The sequence below is a fragment of the Bradyrhizobium sp. dw_411 genome, from assembly GCF_018449695.1.
Taxonomy (GTDB): domain Bacteria; phylum Pseudomonadota; class Alphaproteobacteria; order Rhizobiales; family Xanthobacteraceae; genus Bradyrhizobium.
On record NZ_JAAVUY010000015.1, the window covers coordinates 78,823 to 101,429 of the forward strand.

Annotated in this window: 22 protein-coding genes; all 22 read right to left on the reverse strand. The window is 61.2% G+C overall.

The window, feature by feature from the left end:
- Positions 1-2: 2 nt before the first annotated feature.
- Positions 3-851 (reverse strand): phosphatidate cytidylyltransferase, encoded by an 849-nt coding sequence (locus HB676_RS24155; RefSeq protein ID WP_213740969.1) that lies wholly within the window; start codon positions 849-851, stop codon positions 3-5.
- On the reverse strand, positions 848-1,606 hold the full coding sequence (locus tag HB676_RS24160) for an isoprenyl transferase (RefSeq protein ID WP_213740970.1): 759 nt from the start codon (positions 1,604-1,606) through the stop codon (positions 848-850). Before HB676_RS24160 ends, HB676_RS24155 begins: the two co-directional genes overlap by 4 nt.
- A 113-nt stretch (positions 1,607-1,719) precedes the next feature.
- Positions 1,720-2,283 carry a ribosome recycling factor gene (gene frr / locus HB676_RS24165; RefSeq protein WP_213740971.1) on the reverse strand — a complete coding sequence of 188 codons (564 nt, stop codon included), beginning with the start codon at positions 2,281-2,283 and terminating at the stop codon, positions 1,720-1,722.
- Between the two features lie 68 nt (positions 2,284-2,351).
- Entirely contained in the window at positions 2,352-3,068 is a 717-nt protein-coding gene (gene pyrH / locus HB676_RS24170; RefSeq protein ID WP_213740972.1) for a UMP kinase, read from the reverse strand.
- Between the two features lie 68 nt (positions 3,069-3,136).
- The gene (gene tsf / locus HB676_RS24175) at positions 3,137-4,060 is read right to left on the reverse strand and encodes a translation elongation factor Ts (RefSeq protein ID WP_213740973.1); all 924 of its coding nucleotides are present in this window, start codon (positions 4,058-4,060) and stop codon (positions 3,137-3,139) included.
- A 119-nt stretch (positions 4,061-4,179) separates the two neighbouring features.
- Entirely contained in the window at positions 4,180-5,178 is a 999-nt protein-coding gene (locus tag HB676_RS24180; RefSeq protein ID WP_213740974.1) for a 30S ribosomal protein S2, read from the reverse strand.
- A 279-nt stretch (positions 5,179-5,457) separates the two neighbouring features.
- Entirely contained in the window at positions 5,458-6,192 is a 735-nt protein-coding gene (locus HB676_RS24185; protein ID WP_213740975.1) for a carbonic anhydrase, read from the reverse strand.
- A 42-nt stretch (positions 6,193-6,234) separates the two neighbouring features.
- Positions 6,235-6,474, reverse strand: a complete 240-nt coding sequence (locus tag HB676_RS24190; protein ID WP_213740976.1) for a DUF4926 domain-containing protein — start codon at positions 6,472-6,474, stop codon at positions 6,235-6,237.
- A gap of 375 nt (positions 6,475-6,849) precedes the next feature.
- Positions 6,850-10,350 carry a DNA polymerase III subunit alpha gene (dnaE, locus tag HB676_RS24195; RefSeq protein WP_213740977.1) on the reverse strand — a complete coding sequence of 1,167 codons (3,501 nt, stop codon included), beginning with the start codon at positions 10,348-10,350 and terminating at the stop codon, positions 6,850-6,852.
- A gap of 518 nt (positions 10,351-10,868) precedes the next feature.
- A complete protein-coding gene (locus tag HB676_RS24200) occupies positions 10,869-11,084 on the reverse strand; it encodes a hypothetical protein (protein ID WP_213740978.1) in 216 nt (71 codons plus the stop codon).
- 207 nt (positions 11,085-11,291) lie between these two features.
- Positions 11,292-11,474 carry a hypothetical protein gene (locus tag HB676_RS24205; RefSeq protein ID WP_346347416.1) on the reverse strand — a complete coding sequence of 61 codons (183 nt, stop codon included), beginning with the start codon at positions 11,472-11,474 and terminating at the stop codon, positions 11,292-11,294.
- A gap of 186 nt (positions 11,475-11,660) precedes the next feature.
- Positions 11,661-12,359, reverse strand: a complete 699-nt coding sequence (locus HB676_RS24210; protein ID WP_213740979.1) for an ABC transporter ATP-binding protein — start codon at positions 12,357-12,359, stop codon at positions 11,661-11,663.
- Between the two features lie 7 nt (positions 12,360-12,366).
- Positions 12,367-13,647: a lipoprotein-releasing ABC transporter permease subunit gene (locus HB676_RS24215; protein ID WP_213740980.1), complete on the reverse strand. Its 1,281-nt coding sequence runs from the start codon at positions 13,645-13,647 to the stop codon at positions 12,367-12,369.
- A 90-nt stretch (positions 13,648-13,737) separates the two neighbouring features.
- Positions 13,738-15,054 (reverse strand): proline--tRNA ligase, encoded by a 1,317-nt coding sequence (gene proS / locus HB676_RS24220; RefSeq protein ID WP_213740981.1) that lies wholly within the window; start codon positions 15,052-15,054, stop codon positions 13,738-13,740.
- A 208-nt stretch (positions 15,055-15,262) separates the two neighbouring features.
- The gene (locus HB676_RS24225; protein WP_213741085.1) at positions 15,263-16,840 is read right to left on the reverse strand and encodes a CopD family protein; all 1,578 of its coding nucleotides are present in this window, start codon (positions 16,838-16,840) and stop codon (positions 15,263-15,265) included.
- A 13-nt stretch (positions 16,841-16,853) separates the two neighbouring features.
- Positions 16,854-17,381 (reverse strand): DUF1775 domain-containing protein, encoded by a 528-nt coding sequence (locus tag HB676_RS24230; protein ID WP_213740982.1) that lies wholly within the window; start codon positions 17,379-17,381, stop codon positions 16,854-16,856.
- A gap of 8 nt (positions 17,382-17,389) precedes the next feature.
- Positions 17,390-17,917: a copper chaperone PCu(A)C gene (locus HB676_RS24235; protein WP_213740983.1), complete on the reverse strand. Its 528-nt coding sequence runs from the start codon at positions 17,915-17,917 to the stop codon at positions 17,390-17,392.
- Between the two features lie 41 nt (positions 17,918-17,958).
- Positions 17,959-20,427 carry a TonB-dependent receptor gene (locus HB676_RS24240; protein ID WP_213740984.1) on the reverse strand — a complete coding sequence of 823 codons (2,469 nt, stop codon included), beginning with the start codon at positions 20,425-20,427 and terminating at the stop codon, positions 17,959-17,961.
- 93 nt (positions 20,428-20,520) lie between these two features.
- A complete protein-coding gene (locus tag HB676_RS24245) occupies positions 20,521-20,904 on the reverse strand; it encodes a DUF2946 domain-containing protein (RefSeq protein ID WP_213740985.1) in 384 nt (127 codons plus the stop codon).
- Between the two features lie 599 nt (positions 20,905-21,503).
- A complete protein-coding gene (locus HB676_RS24250) occupies positions 21,504-21,851 on the reverse strand; it encodes a hypothetical protein (RefSeq protein ID WP_213740986.1) in 348 nt (115 codons plus the stop codon).
- Positions 21,852-21,891: 40 nt separating this feature from the next.
- Entirely contained in the window at positions 21,892-22,167 is a 276-nt protein-coding gene (locus tag HB676_RS24255) for a DUF1467 family protein (protein WP_213740987.1), read from the reverse strand.
- 6 nt (positions 22,168-22,173) lie between these two features.
- Positions 22,174-22,578, reverse strand: coding sequence for a methylmalonyl-CoA epimerase (gene mce, locus HB676_RS24260; RefSeq protein ID WP_213740988.1), 405 nt, complete (start codon positions 22,576-22,578; stop codon positions 22,174-22,176).
- Positions 22,579-22,607: the final 29 nt, after the last annotated feature.

The window sequence follows — 22,607 nt, forward strand, 5'->3', positions numbered from 1 at the left end:
GATCACCAAACCATAAGACCGCGGCCGACGCCATCCGCGCCGCCCCGCAAAAATCCGAAAACTGCCGCCAGGACGATGGCTGCAACGAAACCGTCGAGACGATCCAACAGGCCGCCATGCCCGGGAATGATGTGACTGGAGTCCTTGACGCCAAACCGGCGCTTCACGGCAGACTCGAACAGATCCCCCAGTTGCGAGACGATCGAGAGCACGGCCCCAAGTAGCAGCAGAGGCCCGGTTTTGCCCAGACCCAATAGCGCAAATCCGCCGGCAATCACCAGACTGGCCACAAAGCCGCCGATAGCGCCGGCCCAGGTCTTCTTGGGACTGACCCGCGGCCAGAGTTTTGGTCCGCCGATGCCGCGGCCGGCAAAATAACCGCCAATATCGGTCACCCACACCACCAGCAACACCAGGATCAGCGCGGCAAATCCCTTGACCTGGTCGAGCCGCACCAGCACCGAGGCGATTTCGGCCGCAGCCGCATAGAGAAATCCGCTGACAGCCCAGACACGGCGCTCCTTGGCGAACAACGCGACACCGGCCACGCCAACAACGAGCACCAGGAAAGCAGCGTCGATCCGCCCCAGCGCCAGGCAAAGTCCCGATATTACCAGCGCAGCTATGCCCGCAGCTATCGCGCGCGTTTCGCGCGACGCCGCCACGATCGTCAGCCATTCGACATAGAGACCAATCGACGCCAGCGTCACCAGAACGGTCCACAGCCATCCGCCGGCATAGGCGATCGCGAGCGCAAGAGGCGCCAAAACCAGCGCGACGATCACGCGCATCAGGAGATTATTGGTCCCCTGCTCGACGGCGGCCGCGGGCGCGGCGTCGCCCTCGGTCACGATCCGGTTTTCGCGGCCAGACCGCCGAAACGACGCTCCCGTCTGGCATATTCGGCGATCGCGCCTTCAAGCGCGGCCTTGTCGAAATCCGGCCAGTGAATCGGCACGAACACGAGTTCGCTATAGGCCGCCTGCCACATCAGGAAATTCGACAGCCGCTGCTCGCCGCTGGTGCGAATGATCAGATCGGGATCGGGAATATCGGGCGCATCGAGATATTGGCCGAGCGTATCGGCGTCGATCGAGGACGCATCACGCTTGCCCTCCGCGACTTCCCGCGCCAGCCGCTGCGCCGCGGCCGCGATTTCCTGCCGCGATCCATAGTTGAAGGCGACCACCAGGTTGAGCCGGACGTTGTCGCGCGTGAGATCCTCGGCTTCCTTCAGAAGCGCGCAGATGTCTGGTTCCAGTCCGTCGCGCTCGCCGATGACACGGACCCGCACACCGTCGCGATGCAGCGTCGCCAGATCGTTGCGGATGAAGCGCCGGAGCAAACCGAACAGGTCACCGATTTCGGTCGCTGGACGCGACCAGTTTTCCGAACTGAAGGAGAAAATCGTCAGATACAACACACCGAGTTCGCTGGCGGCGCGAACCACACGGCGCAGCGCCTCGACGCCCCGGCGATGGCCTTCGGCACGCGGCAGACCGCGGGCCGCCGCCCAACGCCCGTTCCCGTCCATGATGATCGCCACATGCAACGGACCATCGGATCGATCCGATCCTTCGGTTGCAGGGGCTGCGGCGTTCGACATCAATCAATTCCTTAAGAGCATGCCCTTAAGAGCAGCGTCCGGAACAGTGGGAACCGGACTTCCCGGACAAACGACATCGCCTGTTCCGGGATCATGCTCACACAAAAGACAGTCTAGACGGTGAGGATTTCCTTTTCCTTGACCGCAAGCAACTGATCGATCTCCGTGATCGTCCCGTCAGTCGCCTTCTGCACGTCATTGGCCAGACGTTCCTGATCGTCCTCGGAAATCTCGTGATTCTTCTCAAGCTTCTTGATCGTATCGAGGCCGTCGCGGCGGACATGGCGGACCGCGACCTTGGCAGCTTCGGCATATTTGTGCGCGACCTTGACGAGTTCCTTGCGGCGATCCTCGTTGAGTTCGGGAATGCGCAGACGGAGCACCTGCCCTTCGGTCGCGGGACTGAGGCCAAGATTGGAATCGACGATCGCCTTTTCCACGGCCTTGACCATCGACTTGTCCCATACCTGCACCGAAAGCAGCCGCGGCTCGGGCACGCTGATGGTCGCCACCTGATTGAGCGGCATATGCGTACCGTAAGCATCGACCTGCACCGGTTCCAGCATCGAGGCCGTCGCGCGGCCGGTCCGCAAGCCGCCCAGTTCGTGCTTGAGAGATTGGGTGGCGCCCTGCATGCGGCGCTTCAATTCGCTGACGTCGAAACTACCCGTGGGCATAACGCTCTTCCTCCTGAAAACTCGTCGATGCCGCCGGCCTTTCGCGCGTTCGGCGCTTTAAAGGCCGGTCAGCCGGCGACGATGGTACCTTGGCCGGCGCCGCGCAAGATCGCACTGATCGAGCCCGGCTCGGCGATCGAGAACACGATGATAGGCAGCGAAGTCTCGCGGGCAAGCGCGAAAGCGGTCGCGTCCATGACCTTGTAATTGCCTTCGATCGCCTGCGAATGCGTCAAACGGTCGAATCGCTTCGCCGATGGATCTTTCTTGGGATCGGCGCTGTAAATGCCATCGACATTGGTGGCCTTCAGCACCGCCTGCGCGCCGATTTCGGCCGCGCGCAACACGGCGGTGGTATCGGTCGTGAAGAACGGATTACCGGTCCCGCCGCCAAGCAGCACGATCCGTCCCTCGGCGAGATAGCGGTGCGTGGCGCTTCGGGTGAATAGCTCTGAAATCTGCGGCATCACAAATGCCGACAGCGTGCGCGCAGGCGCGCCGCGGCGTTCGATCGCGGCCTCAAGCGCGAGGCAGTTCATCACGGTGGCGAGCATGCCCATGGTATCGCCGGTCGGCCGGGACACACCGCGCGACGACACTTCGACGCCGCGAACGATGTTGCCACCCCCGACCACCACGGCGATCTCGGCCCCGAGTTCGCGGGCGGCAATCAGATCGCCTGCGATCCGGTCGACGATGGGCTGATCGAGGCCGAAGGATTGCGCGCCGGCGAGGTATTCGCCCGAGAGCTTGATCACCACACGACGATAGATCGGCTCAGCCATTGCGAATCGCTTTCCCTAACTCCGCCCGGCGCTCCCGGCGAAACCGGCCGAAAGCACTGTTCGGACGGCTATTTCTGGCCGCTGACCGCCGCAACTTCGGCTGCGAAATCGGTTTCCTGCTTCTCGATTCCCTCGCCCAGAGCATAGCGCACAAATCCGGTCACCTTGATCGGTCCGCCAACCTTACCCTCAGCTTCTTTCACCGCCTGGGCGACCGACTTGCCGCTGTCGTGGATGAAGGCCTGCTCCAGCAGGCAGACTTCCTTGTAATAGGTCTTCAAGCCGGACTCGACGATCTTTTCGATCACGTTCTCGGGCTTGCCCTGCTGACGGTACTTGTCGGCCAGCACGTCCTTTTCGCGCTTGACGGTGGCCGGGTCCAGCCCGGCCGAATCCAGCGCCAGCGGGTTGGCGGCCGCAACATGCATCGCGAGTTGCTTGCCCAGCGTTGCCAGTTCGTCGGTCTTCCCGGCCGATTCCAGCGCGACGATCACGCCCATCTTGCCGGCGCCTTCGATCACGGCATTATGCACGTAGCTCGACACCACGCCCTTGCTGACTTCCAGCGAAGCCGCGCGCCGCAGCGTCATGTTCTCGCCGATGGTCGCGATCGCGTCCGCGACGGCGGTCTCGACGGTGACGCTGCCGACCTTGGCGGCCTTGATCTTTTCCACGTCGGCGCCGACATCGAGCGCGACCTGCGCGATCATCTTGACCAGTCCCTGGAACTGGCCGTTGCGCGCGACGAAGTCGGTTTCGGAATTGACCTCGACGACGACGCCCTTGTTGCCCGCGGTCACCGCACCGATCAGGCCCTCAGCCGCAATGCGGCCGGCCTTCTTGGCGGCTTTCGACAAGCCCTTCTTGCGCAGCCAGTCGATCGACGCCTGCATGTCGCCGGCGTTCTCGGTGAGCGCAGCCTTGCAATCCATCATGCCCGCGCCGGTCGTCTCGCGCAGGTCCTTGACCATCGCTGCCGTGATTGTTGTCATCGTTGTACGTCCTCTGCCTGTCAGAGCTGGCGCGGCGGGCGTGGTCGCCTCGCCGCCATCCACCATCAGGAATGCCGTCGTTGGAAGGTGTTGGCCGGGATGTGCCGGCCAACGCGTCGTTATTCGGCTTCCGCCGTCATCGCCTTGGCCTGGGCTACCCAGCCATCGGCCCGGCTCGGAAGTCCGACCTCTTCGCCGATCTTGTGCGCGGTGTCGTGATCGAGTTCGGCCAGCTGCCAATAGTGGAAAATGCCGAGATCGTTGAACTTCTTCTCGATCGCGCCGGACACGCCGGTGAGCTTCTTGAGATCGTCAGCAGCGCCACGCGGTCCCGCCAAGCCCTGGAAGCCGGCCGGTTGCGGCGCGGCCGGAATGGCCTCGCGAACGGGCTGCGCCGAGGCGCCGATATCGATCCCGGAATCGCCCTGCGCGCGCGAAATGCCGTCGATGACCGCACGCGCGATCAGATCGCAATACAGCGTGATGGCACGGCCGGCGTCGTCATTGCCGGGCACGACATAGGTGATGCCCTTGGGATCGGAATTGGTATCGACGATCGCCGCAACGGGGATGTTGAGCCGCTGGGCTTCCTGGATCGCGATGTCTTCCTTGTTGGTGTCGATCACGAAGATCATGTCGGGCAGACCGCCCATGTCCTTGATGCCGCCCAGCGAACGATCGAGCTTGTCGCGCTCGCGCTGCAGCGTAAGCCGCTCCTTCTTGGTATAGGCATTGGCATCGCCGGAATTGAGCACTTCATCGAGGTGCCGCAGCCGCTTGATCGAGCCGGAAATCGTCTTCCAGTTGGTCAACGTGCCGCCGAGCCAGCGCGAATTGACGAAATACTGCGCCGAGCGCTTGGCAGCTTCAGCGACGCCATCCTGCGCCTGCCGCTTGGTGCCGACGAACAGGACACGGCCGCCCTTGGCGACGGTATCGCTGACCGCCTGGAGCGCGCGATGCAACAGCGGCACGGTCTGGGCGAGATCGATGATGTGGATGTTGTTGCGGGCACCGAAGATGTAATCCGCCATCTTCGGATTCCAGCGGTGCGATTGGTGACCAAAGTGAACGCCAGCTTCAAGCAGCTGACGCATAGAAAAATCGGGAAGCGCCATAGTCTAATTCTCCGGTTGGTTCCTCCGGAAACGTGTGAGCAAACGAGCCTTATGGCCCGGTTGCCACCGGACGGCCTTTTGAGCCATGTTTCCGTGTGAGATGGCGCGGTATATAGCGGGATTTCCGGCAGAAGCAAGGAAATCCGGGGCTTTTCGGTGCCCTTAACCCAGCCAAACCGGGCCCAAACCAGCAAATCCGAGGGGCCGACGTCCAAATCTTGCCGCCAGCGCCGTTTTGCACCCCGATTGAGGGCTCGGCGGCCGGATTGGCCGATTCTCTCAGGCGACCATATCGACCCGGCCATCCCTGAGCCGATACACCCCGCCGGCGACCTTGAGTTTACCCTGTTCAACCGCAGCACTCAGGATGGGCGTGGCAGAACGTAACTGGGCGACGTTATCGAGCACGTTCTGCCGAATTGCTTTCGCCAGCACATCACTGCCTTCCTGCGATACCGCCTTCACCGCAGGTGCAACGCCCGTGACCAATGAGGGCATGTGTCCTGGCAATGCTGTGTTGTCGGCGAGGGATTTTATGGCAGCACCGACGGCGCCGCAGCTATCGTGACCCAGCACCAAAATCGCAGGCACGTTCAGAACCGCGACGGCGTATTCGAGGCTGGCGACCGTCTCGGTGCTGGCAAAGTTGCCGGCCACGCGACAAACAAAGAGATCGCCCCGTCCGCTATCGAAGGCATATTCTGGCGCGATGCGTGAATCAGCGCAGCTCAATATCGCGGCGTAAGGATTTTGACCTCCCGCCAACGCCTCCCGTTCATGCTTGAAGTCATGGCGCCGCGACACGCCTTCGACATAGCGCGTATTGCCTTTCAGGAGACGTTCGAGCGAAGCATCCGGCGATAATACGTTTTGCGGCTTCGGGGGCGCCTTCATTTCCTTGGCGCCAGCCGCGTTGGCCAACATTATTCCCATGGCCGATACTGCACCGAAAAGCAGATTGCGGCGCGAGGGTCCAAATCCGGGGATCGCAGCTTGGCGACATATCTCGCACATGATTAATCTCCACCCTGCTAATTTTCCGAGGCGTCGAACTGATCAAGCGGCTTCCGGGACGTAGTGCAGGACAAGCAATTCCGTACGCGGACACGGCGCGATCGCGTAGGCCTGCCCGGTATCGTCACTAAATTCCACGAGTAGAGTCTTGTCGTCGAGGTGCTCAACGATGGTGCCGACCTGCCCGTGTGAAAGCCCTTCCGAGGGAACGTCCACCAACAAGGCGACCACATCCAAAACAGATGGCCCTTCGATCGTCGCTTGCTTTTTCGCTTTCATCATAGCACCCAACCGGTAACGAACCTTGGCGCATTCTCCCCGGCTCGAATAATCCAGACGGTTCTTACCACAGCGCTCCTTTCATGTCGCCTGACGTTCACATCGACGCGCCAGCGACTTCCTCAGGCATCGGTTGCCAATAGCGAGGCGTCGCTCTCCCGGACGCCCTCCAGCAAAACGCCTCGCAACCACGCCGCATCGCTCGGCCCGACATTAAGTGCTTCGCGAAAGACTCGGAACTTGTGCCGGCCTCGCGGATGAGCCGGGTTCAGACAGCAGTCCTCGATCTTGCGGATATCGAGGATCGCGTGATCTGCGTGCGGCAGGTGCGTCGTCAGAACAGCACGCAGACTTCGCGTATGGCGACAGCCCCCTCGCCTAAAGCGTTTGCACGTCCACCACGCCCGAGACCGCCTTGATCGCGCCGGCGATCTGCGGCGAGACCTTGAAGCGGCCCGGCAGCTTCATTTCCACCTCGGTTTCGAGGTCGAGCATCATGACCAGCGAGACGTCGCCATTGGCGGCAGCCGGTGCGGTGGTGACACCCGCGGCTTCCGGCATCTGCAGTCGCTTGGCGATAGACTCAAGCGGCTTGGTGTCGCGCACGAAGATGCGCAGACCCTTCTGGGTTTTGGCCGCCGCATCATCCAGCGGTTCGGCGTGCAGCACGCGCGCGCGGACATCCTCGCCCTGCAACTCGGCACCGAGTTGCAGTAGCACCGCAGCGCCGGGTTCCAGCACTTCGCGGTACTGGGCAAGCCCCTCGGAAAACAGCACGGCTTCGAAATGGCCGGTCGGATCCGACAATCCGATGATGCCCATCTTGTTGCCGGTCTTGGTGCGCCGCTCCATCCGCGACACCACGGTCGCCGCGACCTTGCCCGCGGTCGCGCCGGTTTTGACCGCGCGCGAAAATTCCGCCCAGGACTGCACCCGCAGGCGCTTCAACACCGTGGCGTAGTCGTCGAGCGGATGGCCCGACAGGAAAAAACCGATCGCATCATATTCGCGCCGCAGCCGGTCGGCCGGCAGCCACGGTTCGATCTGCGGCAGCATGATGGTCGGTGCATCGGCCGCGCCACCAAACATATCGTTCTGCCCGACGGTCGCGGCCTCGTGGCTGCGCTGGCAGGCCGCAAGAATCGCATCTGATCCGGCGAACACCCGCGCGCGATTGGAATCCAGCGCGTCGAACGCACCGGCAGCGGCCAGACTTTCGATCACGCGCTTGTTGATCGCACGTGGATTAACGCGTGCCGCAAAATCGGCCAGCGACGTGAACAGGCCCTCGCGGCGCGTTTCCACGATCAGTTCGACCGCCTGCGGGCCGACGCCCTTGAGCGCGGCCAATGCGTAATAGATGGTGTTATCGCTGACCTCGAAGGTCGCACCGGAGCGGTTGGCCGAGGGCGCTTCCACCTTGATCCCGAGCCGCTGCGCCTCGGCGCGAAATTCCGACAGCTTGTCGGTGTTGTTGAGATCGAGCGTCATCGACGCCGCCAGGAATTCGACGGGATAATGCGCCTTCATGTAGGCGGTGTGGTACGACACCAGCGCATAAGCCGCCGCGTGGCTCTTGTTGAAACCGTAATCGGCGAATTTGGCCAGCAGTTCGAAGATGGTATCGGCCTGCCCTTTCGGCACGCCGTTCTTGACCGAGCCCGCGATGAAGCCAGCGCGCTGCTTTTCCATTTCCGAGCGGATCTTCTTGCCCATCGCGCGCCGCAGCAGGTCGGCTTCGCCGAGCGAATAGCCGGCCATGACCTGCGCGATCTGCATCACCTGTTCCTGGTAGATGATGACGCCAAAAGTCTCCTTCAGGATCGGCTCAAGCATGGGATGCAGATATTCCGGCTCTTCGTCGCCGTGCTTGCGGGCGCAATAGGTCGGAATGTTCGCCATCGGGCCCGGGCGATACAGCGCGACCAGCGCAATGATGTCCTCGAAACGGTCGGGCCGCATGTCCACCAGCGCGCGGCGCATGCCCTGACTTTCAACCTGGAACACGCCGACCACATCGCCCTTGGCCAGCATCTGATAGCTGGGCGCGTCGTCGAGCGGCAGCGTTGTGAGGTCGACATGGACATCGCGCTGCTTGAGCAGTTTCACTGCGACATCGAGCACGGTCAGCGTCTTGAGGCCGAGGAAGTCGAATTTGACGAGCCCAGCGGGCTCGACCCATTTCATGTTGAACTGGGTAACCGGCATGTCGGATTTCGGATCGCGATAGAGCGGCACGAGCTCGCTGAGCGGCCGGTCGCCGATCACGATACCCGCGGCATGGGTGGATGCGTGGCGGGTCAGGCCTTCCAGGCGCTGCGCGATGTCGAAGGCGCGCGCCACCACCGCATCCTCATCACGAAACGCCTGCAGCTTCGGCTCGCTCTCGATCGCCGCGGCCAGCGTGACCGGTGCCGCGGGATTCTGCGGCACCAGCTTTGTCAGCCGGTCGACCTGCCCATAGGGCATCTGCAGCACGCGTCCGACGTCGCGCAGCACGCCGCGCGCCTGCAGCGTACCGAAGGTGATGATCTGCGCGACCTGATCGCGGCCGTAGCGCTGCTGCACGTAGTCGATGACTTCGCCGCGCCGGTCCTGGCAGAAATCGATGTCGAAGTCCGGCATCGATACGCGTTCCGGATTGAGAAACCGCTCGAACAGCAGGCCAAACCTGATCGGATCGAGATCGGTGATGGTCAGCGCATAGGCGACCAGCGATCCTGCGCCGGAGCCGCGGCCCGGGCCGACCGGAATGCCCTCGGCCTTCGCCCATTTGATGAAGTCCGCGACGATCAGGAAGTAGCCCGGATACTGCATGCGGGTGATGACGTCGATTTCGAAAGCGAGCCGCGCCCGGTAGTCTTCCTCCGACACGCCCTGCGAAAGGCCGTGCACGCGCAGCCGGTTGGTCAGGCCTTCCTCGGCCTGGCGGCGCAATTCAATCGCCTCCTCGCTGACCGCATCGGCCGCGTTGACGGCCGCGCCCACCGTGAAGCGCGGCAGGATCGGCTTGCGCGTCTTGGGGCGGAACGCACAGCGCTCGGCAATCTCGACCGTCGAGGCCAGCGCCTCCGGAATATCGGCGAACAGCACCGCCATTTCGGCGCGGGTCTTGAAACGGTGATCCGGCGTCAACTGATCGCGGTCGGTCTCGGCGATCAGACGTCCGCCGGCGATGCACAATAGCGCGTCATGGGCCTCGTAATCATCGGCGGCCGCGAAATGAGGCTCATTGGCCGCGACCAGCGGCAAACCCTTGGTATAGGCCAGATCAATCAGCCCGGCCTCGACGCGGCGTTCCTTCTCAAGTCCGTGGCGTTGCAGCTCGACATAGAGCCGGTCGCCGAACAGACTCGCCAGCCGGTCGCAGCGGGCCGCGGCCAGTGCGGCCTGATCGGCATGGAGCGCCAGCGAGATCGGCCCTTCCGGGCCGCCGGTCAGCACGATCAGGTCCTCGGCGTCGCCTTCCAGCCATTCGAACTTGATGTGCGGGGATTGATGGGTCGGGGTTTCCAGGAACGCCCGTGAATTCAGCCGCATCAGGTTGCGATAGCCGCGCTCGCGCGCCGCCAGCAGCACGATCCGCGAAGGGGCCGAGGCCATCGCGTTGCGGGCGTTCGGGTCCTGATCGCCGAAATCGACCGCGAGTTCGCAGCCGATGATCGGCTGGATGCCGTAGCCGGCCATCTTGTCGGAGAATTCCAGCGCCCCGAACATGTTGTCGGTATCGGTCAGCGCCAGCGCCGGCTGCCGGTCCGCCTTGGCCAGTTCGCCGAGCTTCTGGATCTTGATCGATCCCTTCAGCAGCGAATAGGCCGAATGGACGTGGAGATGAACAAATCCGGCATTGGACTGATTTGCCGAAGACTTCTGCGTCATGGACGTTAGCAATCACTGGGCTTGAGGAGGCGCCGGGCGGCCCCGCGGGCCGACTCGCTCCTCAATGGTGAAGCCTCTGATGGGATGAGTCCACGCGGAAGGCGCGATTGGCGCCCGCCATCCGGCTTTTCCCCAAGCGACGTCAAGTTCTGGCGTCGCCATCCCGAGGCGCCTCAAGACGCCATTTGGAACCTCAGAGCTGGGGGATCAATTGCGCCCAGACCGCGATCATCCCGACAAACAGCACAATCGACGTCAGTGCCGCCGCTTCTTCCACAAAGGTCTCCAACATGCCCGCCTCCTGATGTGTGAACATAGAGAGAACAATGTTCTGTTTTTGTTCTTTGGTCAAGAGGCGGTCGAGGGTCAGTTTGAGGAATGGCTCCAAAAGAAATCGCGTGGTTAATTCCGGGGATGAGTTTGGCCGGTGCTAGCCCGGAACGGGGTCACGTTCGGCATCCTGCCCTGTCGGTCGATAATCGATAGCAAGCCGGTTGAGGTTCCCAAGGCGTTTGGGGTCATAAATCCTCACCCTTTGGCTTGGCGTATTGGAGCAAGAACCCGATGGCTATACCGAGTGGCCAAACGATAAAAATCGTCTTTTCCCAAATCTTATAGGCCTGATATTCCTCGGCTGTATGAGGAACGCCGCGGGTTGAGCGATAGCCGCCCTGATATTCCCCGATCGGGCCATCCGAAAACCTAGCCGCTCCGTAAATGAACACGGCCAGCATGATCGCGCTCCCGACATAGCGGCCTGCATTCCACCAAAATTTCGGAGATACCAGCATACCTTGAATATGCATCCGGAATCGGACAGTTTCCACCCCTCCCGGCTGCCATAATCAAAGCTACCCAAGAGGGTCGTGCTGGGTCAGCTCGAAAGATCGCATTGGCGAATGGGTGTGGGATTCCCAAAACGTTCTGGGAAACGACCTAACTTAGCGACCGGCCGCCGTCTTCTTCCCGAACACCGGCAAGCCGCTCTTGACGGTCTTCCAGTCGAAGAAGTCATAGAGACCGGTCCAGGTGTGGACTTCGGTCTCGCAGAACACGCATTGGAAGCTGCCGGCATTTCCGGAATGCTTGTCCGGATGCTGCTCTCGCGTCGCGGTGTAATTCATCCCGCATTCGGGGCAGGAGAATTGCTCAGTTGTCCATATGCCAGCCATGCCCGGAATATGCGCCGCGAATTGCCGGTTTTCCAGTCTGTCGAGGCCGCCACAGCCGGACCGACCGGCCAAAATGGTCTTTAAGGAAATCGCCGGTTAACGAAGTCTGGCCGATTGCGCGGGTCGGCAATCGACGGGCTAATCCAGCTCAACGACCTCGCCGTCGACCAGCGACACCCGCCGGTCCATCCGGCCCGCGAGTTCCATATTGTGGGTTGCGATCAGCATCGCGACCCTGGTCGCCTTGACCAGTTGCATCAGCGCGCCAAACACATGATCGGCCGTGTTCGGATCGAGATTGCCGGTCGGCTCGTCCGCCAGCAGCGCCCGCGGCGCGTTGGCGACCGCGCGCGCGATCGCGACCCGCTGCTGTTCGCCGCCGGACAATTCGGCCGGGCGATGCTTGATGCGATCGCCGAGGCCGAGATAGGCTAGGATTTCGGTGGCGCGCTTGACGGTCTCGCTGCGTTTGAGGCCGCGGATCATCTGCGGCAGCATGACATTTTCGAGCGCGGAGAATTCCGGCAATAGCCGGTGCGATTGATAGACAAAGCCGATATCGGTGCGCCGGATCTGGGTCCGGTCGATGTCCGACAGGCCGGAGGTCGGCGTGCCCCCGACATAGACCTCGCCGTCGTCGGGGCTCTCCAGGAGGCCCGCGATATGCAGCAGGGTCGATTTGCCGGCGCCCGACGGCGCCACCAGCGCGACCGACTGCCCCGCCCATAGCGCCAGCTTGGCACCGTTGAGGATGGTCAGCGTCGTCGCCCCCTGGGTGTACTGGCGTTTTATCTCGTGAAGATAAACAACCGGTACATCTTCCGCCCCCTGCTCCATCGTGCCCTCACTCGTACCGCAGCGCGTCGACAGGGTCGAGGCGAGCGGCACGCCACGATGGATACAGCGTGGCGAGGAAGGAGAGCGTCAGCGCCATGATCACGACCGCGCTGGTTTCGCCGAAATCGATCTCGGCCGGCAGCTTGGAGAGAAAATAGAGCTCCGGCGAAAATAGTTCGGTGTTGGTGAGCCAGGACAGGAACTGCCGGATCGATTCGATATTGAGGCAGATCAGCATGCCGACCAGAAATCCGGTCAGCGTGCCGACCACACCGATCGCCGCGCCCGTAATCAGGAAGATCCGCATGATCGATCCCTGCGAGGCCCCCATGGTGCGCAGGATCGCGATATCGCTGCCCTTGTCCTTTACCAGCATGATCAGGCCGGAGACGATGTTAAGGGCTGCGACCAGCACGATCATCGTCAGAATCAGGAACATGACGTTGCGCTCGACCTGAAGCGCATTGAAGAAGGTCGAATTGCGCTGCCGCCAGTCGACCAGGAAGACAGGCCTGCCAGCCGCCCCGGTGACGGCATTGCGGAACGCCTCGATCTTATCTGGATTGGTCGTGAACACCTCAATTGCGGTCACGTCGTTGGTGCGATTGAAGTAGTTCTGCGCCTCGGTCAGCGGCATGAACACAAAGCTTGCGTCATATTCCGACATGCCGATCTCGAACACCGCCGTCACCTTGTAGGGCTTGATGCGCGGCGTGGTGCCCATCGGGGTCACCGCGCCCTTTGGCGAAACCAGCGTGATGCTGTCGCCGGCATGCAGCGACAGCGTATCGGCGAGCCGGCGGCCGATCGCGACGCCCTGCCCTTCGTCGAAGCCCTCGAGCGTGCCTTGCTTGATGTTCTTGGCGATCGACGTGAGGTTGTTGAGGTCGTCGGAGCGGATACCGCGCACGAACACGCCCGAAGCGTTGAACGGCGAAGACGCCAGCGCCTGACCGTCGACGACAGGTGCCGCGAGCCGGATGCCCGCGACCGCATTGATGCGCTCGGCGACATCCTTCCAGTCGGTCAGCGGCGATTCCAGCGGCTGCACCAGAAGATGGCCGTTGAGGCCGAGTATCTTGTCGAGCAATTCCTTGCGGAAGCCGTTCATGACCGCCATCACGATGATCAGCGTGGCGACGCCAAGCATGATGCCCAGGAACGAGAATCCGGCGATGACGGAGATGAACCCTTCCTTGCGACGCGCGCGCAAATAGCGTCCCGACAGCAGCCACTCGAAGGGCGCAAAAGGTTTGGTTCGAACTGTCTCGCTCATGGTTTCATCCATAGTCCGATTTTCACACGATTCGGGCTAATTGTAGCCGTGACGGCTGATAACCGGATAACCGCGGTGGATAATTCTCCGCTCGAAGACGCACTAGGTCAGCCGTGCCACGACTTCAGCCGGGCTTAGATTCTCGCGCGAGCCGTCGCTGCGGCGTTTGACCTCGAGCTTGCCTTCGGCGAGGCCCTTGGGGCCGACCAGTATCTGCCAGGGAATACCGATCAGGTCGGCGGCTGCGAATTTGGCGCCGGCGCGCTGGTCGGTGTCGTCGTAAAGCACATCGACGCCCTTCGCCGTGAGCTCGCGATAAAGCTGCTCGCAGGCCGCATCGGTATCCGCAGAACCCTGCTTCAGGTTCAGGATCGCCGCCTTGAACGGCGCGACCGCTTCCGGCCATTTGATACCGGCATCGTCATGGCAGGCTTCGATGATGGCCCCGACCAGACGCGACACGCCGACCCCGTAGGAGCCGCCATGGATCGCTACCTCGGCGCCATCGGCGCCGGCGACCAGCGCTTTCATCGTGTCCGAATATTTGGTGCCGAAATAGAAGATCTGGCCGACTTCGATGCCCCTGGTGTGCACCTTCTTCTCGGCCGGCACTTCGCGGTCGAAGCGCGCGGCGTCATGGACATCCTCGGTCGCGGCATAGACCGAGGTCCATTGCGCGATGATGGGCGAAAGGTCGCCCTCATAATCGACCTCTTCGCCGGGCACCGGCAGATTCAGCACGTCGCTGTCGCAATACACGGCGGACTCGCCGGTTTCCGCCAGCACGATGAATTCGTGGCTGAGGTCGCCGCCGATCGGACCGGTTTCGGCGCGCATCGGGATTGCTTTCAACCCCATCCGCGCGAAGGTCCGCAAATAAGCGACGAACATCCGGTTATAGGATCGCCGCGCCGCGGCCTCGTCGATGTCGAAGGAATAGGCATCCTTCATCAGGAATTCGCGCCCGCGCATGACGCCGAACCGCGGCCGCTGCTCGTCACGGAACTTCCACTGGATATGGTAGAGATTGAGCGGCAGGCTCTTGTAGGATTTCACGTAGGAGCGAAAGATCTCGGTGATCATTTCCTCGTTGGTCGGCCCGTAAAGCAACTCGCGCTTGTGGCGATCGGTGATGCGCAGCATTTCCGGGCCATAGGCATCGTAACGGCCGCTTTCGCGCCACAGATCCGCCAGTTGCAGCGTCGGCATCAACAGCTCGATCGCGCCGGCGCGATTTTGCTCCTCGCGCACGATCTGCTCGATTTTCTTGAGTACCCGCAGACCGAGCGGCAGCCAGGCATAGATGCCAGCCGCTTCCTGCCGCATCATGCCCGCGCGCAGCATCAGGCGATGCGAGACGATCTCGGCCTCTTTCGGATTCTCTTTAAGGATGGGCAGAAAGAACCGCGACAATCTCATGGGATTTCTCAAAGAATCGGTGAAGCGTTCGAAGCAAGCAGTGAAACCGGATCGGGTGCCAAAACACAAGGGCGGCGCCCGGCGAAAAGACCGCCAAAAAAGCCGCTAAGATTGCGGATTTCCTGTTGTTTTGCTGAAAACCTTGAGCGTGAGATTAAGGCGCGAAAGCGTCGCAAACCGCACAGTTGCGAAAAATAACCCTCCGGGTTCAGCGCCCCGGCACGTCCAGATCGTCTTCCAAGCTGATCTTCTTGAAATCCGTGATCAGAGCATCGATGCGCATGTGCCAACGGCCGGCATAGGGCAGCGGCACATCCAAGACGTGCCAATAGCCGTCGGCGCCAAGCACGGCCTTGCGCTCCAGCGCTTCGATGCCGCGCTCCGGCAGGCTCAGAAACAGCGTGGTCTCCTTGGCCTCCAGCGGACTGGCGTCGCCATTCATCAACTGCAGCACAAAGCTGTCGGTGCCGACCGTGCCGGGCGACACCAGCACCTGAAACATCGCGGTCTCGGTGTGGATATGGACCGCCAGCGGTGTCGCGATGGCCGTAACCAGCGCGCGCGGCGGCGGCGTGAAGCGCCAGCCGGCGACCACCGCCAGAATGGCTACTGCCACCACGCATTCGGCCATGATCGATCGGACCAATGGACTGATATTCGAGGGATCAAGCGCGAGTGCCGGCGTCAGGTAAAACCGATTCAGCGCCGCAAGGCCCAGCAGCACCAAGACCAACGCCAGCTTGATCAACAGGATCAGCCCGTATCGGGTCTCGATCAGCGCGCGAAAACTTTCCAACTGCACGATTGCGAGGACAAGCCCGGTCAACACCAGAACTCCCACCACCGGCACGGCCATGCGCGAAAAGCGATTGAGGATAGCGAGCAACGACGCTTTTGGTCTTCGCGCCATCGCCACCAGAGGCGCGAGTGCGCCGATCCAGAAGGCCACGCCAATTCCGTGCAGAAACACCATGGGCCGGCTCAGCCATTGCGGCGGCGCCGTACTGGCGTGTCCGCTGGTGGCCAGCGCAAGACCGACGCCCACAATCGCCAGCGCCGATAGCGCGCGAGCGGCGCTGGCGGGGATGTCTCGCCGGGCAATCGCGGCGACGATCATCGCCGCTATCGCGATCATCAGGGATGAGAACAGGCTGGTCGCCGCCGCGGCTTTCCACGGCGCCGATGTCACGATGCCAGTCGACGGCAGATCCAACAGGTCGAGGCCTTGCAACCCCAGCGCTGCAACGGCACTGACAAGCCCCACCACCAGAGCCGTGCCGATCATGCTCGCGCCTGCATCTCTCCGCGCCAGCCACACGCCGAAGAATACGCCGCCAACACCCACGAACAGCCCGAGGTAAACGCCGATCCGCGCCAGCCAGATCAGCGGCGCGAGCCCGAAACTGCCGTCGGTTTGGGCCACAACGTTCGCCGCCGGCATGCCGAGCGAAAATGTCAGCGATCCCCCGACCGGATGTCCATCCGCGGAGAATACGCGGTAGCTGATGAACTGGGCGCCGCGCGCGAGGTTGTCCGGCAGCGTGATTTCAATGGTGTCGTCGTGTGCGCTGACAACAGCGTCATCGCGCACCCTGCCCTCGCCGTCGATCAATTTGATGGCCGCCGGCCTCACCGATTCATTGAAGCGCAATCGCACTGACTTCGGCGATTGCGCCATCATGCTGCCGTCGCCGGGCTCGGTCGAAATCAGCGACGCGTGCGCGGATGCCTCCGTCGTGGCGCATAGAACCGACAACAGCACAGCCAGGCAGGCGAGAAGGCGCATCATCCAGGCCGGTTCAGGGCTTCGGCATCAATTTGACGCCGGGCGCCGGCCATTTGCTCTCCGTGTGCGCAGCGTGGTCGCCTGCCGGGATCTCGATCCAGCGACTGACCCCCTGCTCGCATTCCTGCACGGTCGGGAAATACAGCACCGTGTCCGGCTTGAGAACGCCGGTCAGGAAGGTGCTGACGACAAATTCATCGTAGTAGTCGTCGGCCAGCTTGCCGCCGCTCCACACCACTTCCTTGACGCCCTCCGAAAACTTGGTGCCATGAAAATCATACTCGGCGGCATATTTGCCCTTGATGACCTCGACATTCCAGCCGGCCTTCGGCATCGGCTTCACCGCGATTACGCCTTCGGGAATCTGAACGCGGATTTTGGTGGTGGCCGAACCGGCGCAGCCATGCGGCACTGCGAATACGGCCTTGTATCCAGTACCGATGGTGGCCTGATGGTTTTCGAGCGTGACATGGGCGCTGGCCGACGACGCCATGAGCGTAGCGACGGCGGCGCAACATAACGAATAGCGGGTGTTCGACATCATCGCTCTCACATTTTCATTCCGGGCATGTTCTTCATATCCGTCTGGCCGTCAGTGTTACCTGCACCTGCGGGGCCCTGCGCACCGATGCCCTCGACATCGAGCGAGAGCGTCACCTTGCCCGCTTTTTCAAACTCAAGGATGACCGGCACCTTGTCGCCTTGCTTGAGCGGGTTCTTGAGATCGAACATCATCAGATGAAATCCGCCCGGCGCGAGCTTGACGGTCTTGCCGGGCTCGATGGTGAGACCATTGTCGACCGGGCGCATCGTCATCACGCCGTTCTTCATCGCCATCTCATGGACCTCGATCTTGCCCGCGACGTCGCCGGAGGCATGGATCAGCCGGTCAGGTGCCGAGCCCTTGTTCTCGACAGTAAGATATCCGCCGCCGATCTTGGCGCCGCCCGGCGTGGCTCGGCTCCAGCCCTGCGAGATCACGAGATCGCCGGCCTTGATTTCCTCAGCGCTCGCAGGTGCTGCGAACGGGGCAACGAGAAGAGCGATGACCAAAAACCTTTGTATGATTTGCTTCATGATATTTTCCTTTGTGCCGGCTTCCTGTTTTTCATCCTGTCTCAGAGCGCGTATTTCGCGGCGAGAACGAAAGTCCGGCCGGGAAACGGATGGAACAGGAAGTATTGCTCGTTGAAGATATTATCGATCCCGAAATCGAACGAGAAATTCGGGGTCGCGTTGTAGTGGATTTTCATATCCACCACGAGGAAGGGATCGAAGGCCTGATAGACGTGTTGCGTGGTGTCGGTGTTATCAAGGGTCGCATATTGCTTGCCGGTGTAGCGCGCCGCCACCGTATAGGCCCAACTCTCATTCGGCCGATAGGTCACGCCAAGCGTGGATCGCCACTCCGGAACGTTGGGTACCTGCTTGCCGACCGCCGTGGTGCCGCCGATGGTGCTGACAAACGTCGGATCGCTCAGAATCCGCGAATCCACATAGGTTACGCTGCCGAACAGTTTCAAACCATTAATACCGACATTGTCCTTTTCGCCCGACAGTTCGACGCCCTGCAGACGGATCGCCTGTACGTTGCCGATCGTCGTGGTGGGCGTCTGACCGCCCGTCGAATTGGTCACATTGGTGGTTTGCGAAATGATCGCGTTGTTGACCCGCTCCTCGAACAGCGTCAGCCTGATACGGCCGTCATTCCATTTACGCTCGATATTCACCTCGCCGTTGATGTCCTGCTCCGGCGTCAGGTTCGGATTGGCGAAGGTCGCAACGCCGGCCACCGTGATGTTTTGATAAAGTTCGGTCACGGTCGGATAACGATAGGCTTCGCCGAAATTGGTGGTGATGTTCCACTCCTTGTTCGGATCGTAGGACAAGGACGCCTTCGGCGAGAAGTTCGTCGAGCTGATGCCGGGTTGATTCAGCGCTGCGGTCGAGGTGATCGCTCCCGTAGTGGCATTCGTCGTCGTATTGACGTTAAAGCCGTTTGAAGCCTGCCAGGTCTCCAGCCGACCGCCGAGCGTCAGTTTCAGGTTGGGCTGGATCTTCCAGGCATCCTGCACCCAGGCGGCGCCGGTTCGGGTTTCGCCGACGCTGTCCGAATAGAGCTGGCCGGTACCGGTGGTGGATGTGGTGGTCCAGACCGTTGAGGCAAAAATCGGATTCTGCAATTCATAGCGGTCGCCATGAAAACCGAAGCTGATTTCCTGCGGACCATCATATCCGAACGGACGCCAGATGCCTTTGGCGTCAGCATTCTGCCAGTTGGTGCCATCGTTGCGGGTGATCTTTCCGTTCAGCGAATAGCCGGCGCCGGTGGGAGCGACGGTGAACGGATTGAGCATGATATCCTGCAGATAATTATAACTCGACGCGGATAGATCAAAATCATACACGCCTTTGGTATCGCTCTTGAGCGACACGGCGTTGCTCATATGGGTTTGATCCCAGGTATACTTATTGCTCGCGAACCCGCTTTGGCCACCAAACGTCGGCTGGCCGGTGAGCGTCGAAGTCAGATAGGTCTGCGGATTGGATGTCTGAATATTGTTCCAGATTCCAAACGAGTATGTCGCCTGCACCAGCGGCGTGACGTCGTAAGCCACCCGGAAATTGCCAGAAGTCTGTTCCGAATGCGCCAGCGTACCTGTGCCGATTACGTTTGCGACCCCGCCCGTTCTGCTCTGGGCCGCGATAGTCCCGCTCGTGTTCGCGGGACCAACGCCAAGAACGGTGCCAAAGGTCGTATAGGTCAGAGGTTGCTGATAGCTGTTCAGATAGTTGGCGCTGACCAAAAAGGATACCGGACCCTTGCGGTCACCCGCCGCGGTGCTGGTCTGGCTGGTCACATAGGTGTCTTTAGTGCCGTATTGATTCCACGGCATCACCGACACCGTTTCCTTCACGACCGCGAAGGGCTTGTCCGGCATCTTCGAGGTAATGAGCAGCACGCCACCGATGGAGTTGCCGGGATAGGCGGCCGCGTACGGCCCGTTGAGAAAATCGACGCGCCCGATCGATTCCGGAGAGATCAGATTCCAGTGTGGCGAGGCGCCGGAATTATTGTTGCCGATCAGCGCCGAGATCAGCAGGTCGTCGAAATAGATCAGCGTCCGCGCGCTTGAGCTGAGGCCCCAGCTTCGCGTCGCGAGCACCGCCTGGTTGTCGCCGTCATTACGTTTACGAACGAACAGGCTCGGCATGTATTTAACGGCATCCTCCGGATCCCTGAGATTGATGGTCTCATCGATCTGTTTGGAGGTGATGCTGAAGGATTCCTGCGGAAGCTGATATCGCTGCTTGATCGGCGGCGTACCCAGCGCTGCATTCGCGTCACTGTCATTCGGCGCAACCGGTGGCTTGCCCGTCACGATTACAACGGGCTTCTTGCGCCGCGACGCCGTGGCCGTCCGCTGGGCCGGCTTCCTGGCCGGTCGAAATGCCTGACGTTGCGTCGGCGCTTCGACGGTCACAGGAGGCAACTCGGTCTGGGCGCTGGCCATCGAAGGAATTGCGGAAAGCGCGCTGCAAAGGACCAGCGTGCTCGCGCAACCCGAGGCGCGATAACGAAACATGGAAAAATCCTGACGCCGGCACTTTGGCCAGCTTATTGAACTGCACCAACCGGCACGCCCGCAGCGGCGCCGATCGTTCGGATGTTCGCTAGGTCAGGAAATGGACGGTGGTGCGCGCGCCTGCGCATTCGAGCCGACTCGAACCGTCGGCATCGGCTCTGCGGCTTCCAGCCACGATATCTGCTGGTATTGACGCTGCAGCGTTACGAAAATCAGCGGCGGCGAAGCGAGAGCGACGCTGGCAGCGTGGCCGGCGCCGCAGAACGCGCAGCATTCACCGTGATCATGTTGCGTCTTGGCGGGAGCCGTCTGCTGCGAGGCGGAAGATGCTGTTTCGGTGCAGATCGACATCGACGCCAGATATAGGGGATCGCTGGTCGCATACGCCACCACGCGAAAGGCTGCGATCGGCGCAATGAGCTGCACCAGCACCGCCAACACCACGATTGGAATGAATAGTTCCAGCCGCCGCCGCATGGTTCTCCCCGAGATCTCTTTTGGGCGTAGCACCCGCGTCAGAGCTTGTCGAGATTTCCAGAGCTATCGTGATCGCCAAGCCCGCGCGGAATTTCATCGCGCCGAGGGAATAATTTGGCCTTGCAGGAGTCGCGCTGGCAACAGCGCGCTTGTCCAATGCTCACACTCTCGAGCGCTGAGGCGCGGACGCATGCAGCGCTCTTCCACTGTCGCTCTTTAAATACCCTACTATAATACCTCAAAAGATAACCTACACGGCTAACCACAGCGGACTATGACGAGATTCCATTCATTTCAGAAATTGCTCGAAATTTGAACAATCGTTGCTGAGAATGATGACAACGGCAGAAAGATAGGCTACCTGTTTAAGCTCAGGCTGGCCGCAAGGTTGAAGTCTGGTGGTCCAAGTCTCGGGAGGAGCCCTGGCGCGCACAAGCAGCGTCGCCCCGCTAAATCAAGATCAAATCGAACTTTGCGGGGAAATAGGGTCGACACAATTTTCAGAGCAGGGCACCGCGCCCTGCTCTTTTTCTTTTTGGGGCAGGTTCTTTTGAAACGAACCTCTCTCTGTGCTCATTTCTGCGACACGCCAGCGAGCATCATTCCCGTTCGAGGAAATTCGATCCGATATCGGCCTTCTTCTTGATCGGATCGAAATCGCAATAAACGCCATCGGCATACAGCGTATAGCTCGAAACGACCCGGTACTTGTCGAGCTTGACCGAATTCAAGCCGATCACGTTGGTCAGGGTCCCGCCATTCCACTTGAACGGCGTGGTGCTCGGCGCCTTTTCGCAGGCGGCCACGGCTTCCGCGAACACAGAGCCTTCGACAAACGCCTTGATGGTCCGAAGCTGGACCGCCATTCGCCAGTTTAAATAGAAAGATCCCGCAAGACCGGCAATCGTCAGAATCAAAAGCCCGATAATGATTCTTTGAAACGTCATTTCCTGTTCTCCAAACCCGCACGCACAATTCAAATGTAAATTAGAGCGGAATACCCATCAGCTTCGACAGCCGTTCGACGCTGAGAAGCCCCTCATTATAGGCCAGTACCGCGACGGCAAAGAGGATCGCCGATATCACAGTGGTCCAGATCAGCTTGCGGCCCATCTGGCTCGCGACAGGCGCACCGGGATCGGTGCCCGGACTGCCCTCGCCGTCTTCATGCTGGCTGCGAACGCCGAACGGCAGCGTCAGAAACAACACGATCCACCACATCACGAAGTAGATCGCAAACCCGGTCGAGATTGTGTAGGCCATCCCTGCTCAAGCCTGTTCTATTTCGACGAGCGCGCCGGAAAAATCCTTGGGATGCAGAAACAGCACCGGCTTGCCATGGGCACCGATTTTGGGCTGCCCGTCGCCGAGGACCCGCGCGCCTTCCCTGATTAACGTATCACGCGCCGCGATGATGTCCGGCACGTCGTAGCAGATGTGATGAATGCCGCCGTCGGCATTGCGCTCCAGGAATTTGGCGATCGGCGAGGAGGCGCCGAGCGGCTGGATAAATTCGATCTTGGTGTTGGGCAGCGTCACGAACACGGTAATGACGCCGTGCTCGGGCAGCGGCACCGCCGCGGAGATATCGGCGCCGAACGCCGCGCCATAGATCCTGGCGGCCTTCTCGGCATCCGCAACTGCAATCGCCACGTGATTGAGCCGGCCCAGCATGACGCTCCTCCGTATTCCTTTTTCTCGCG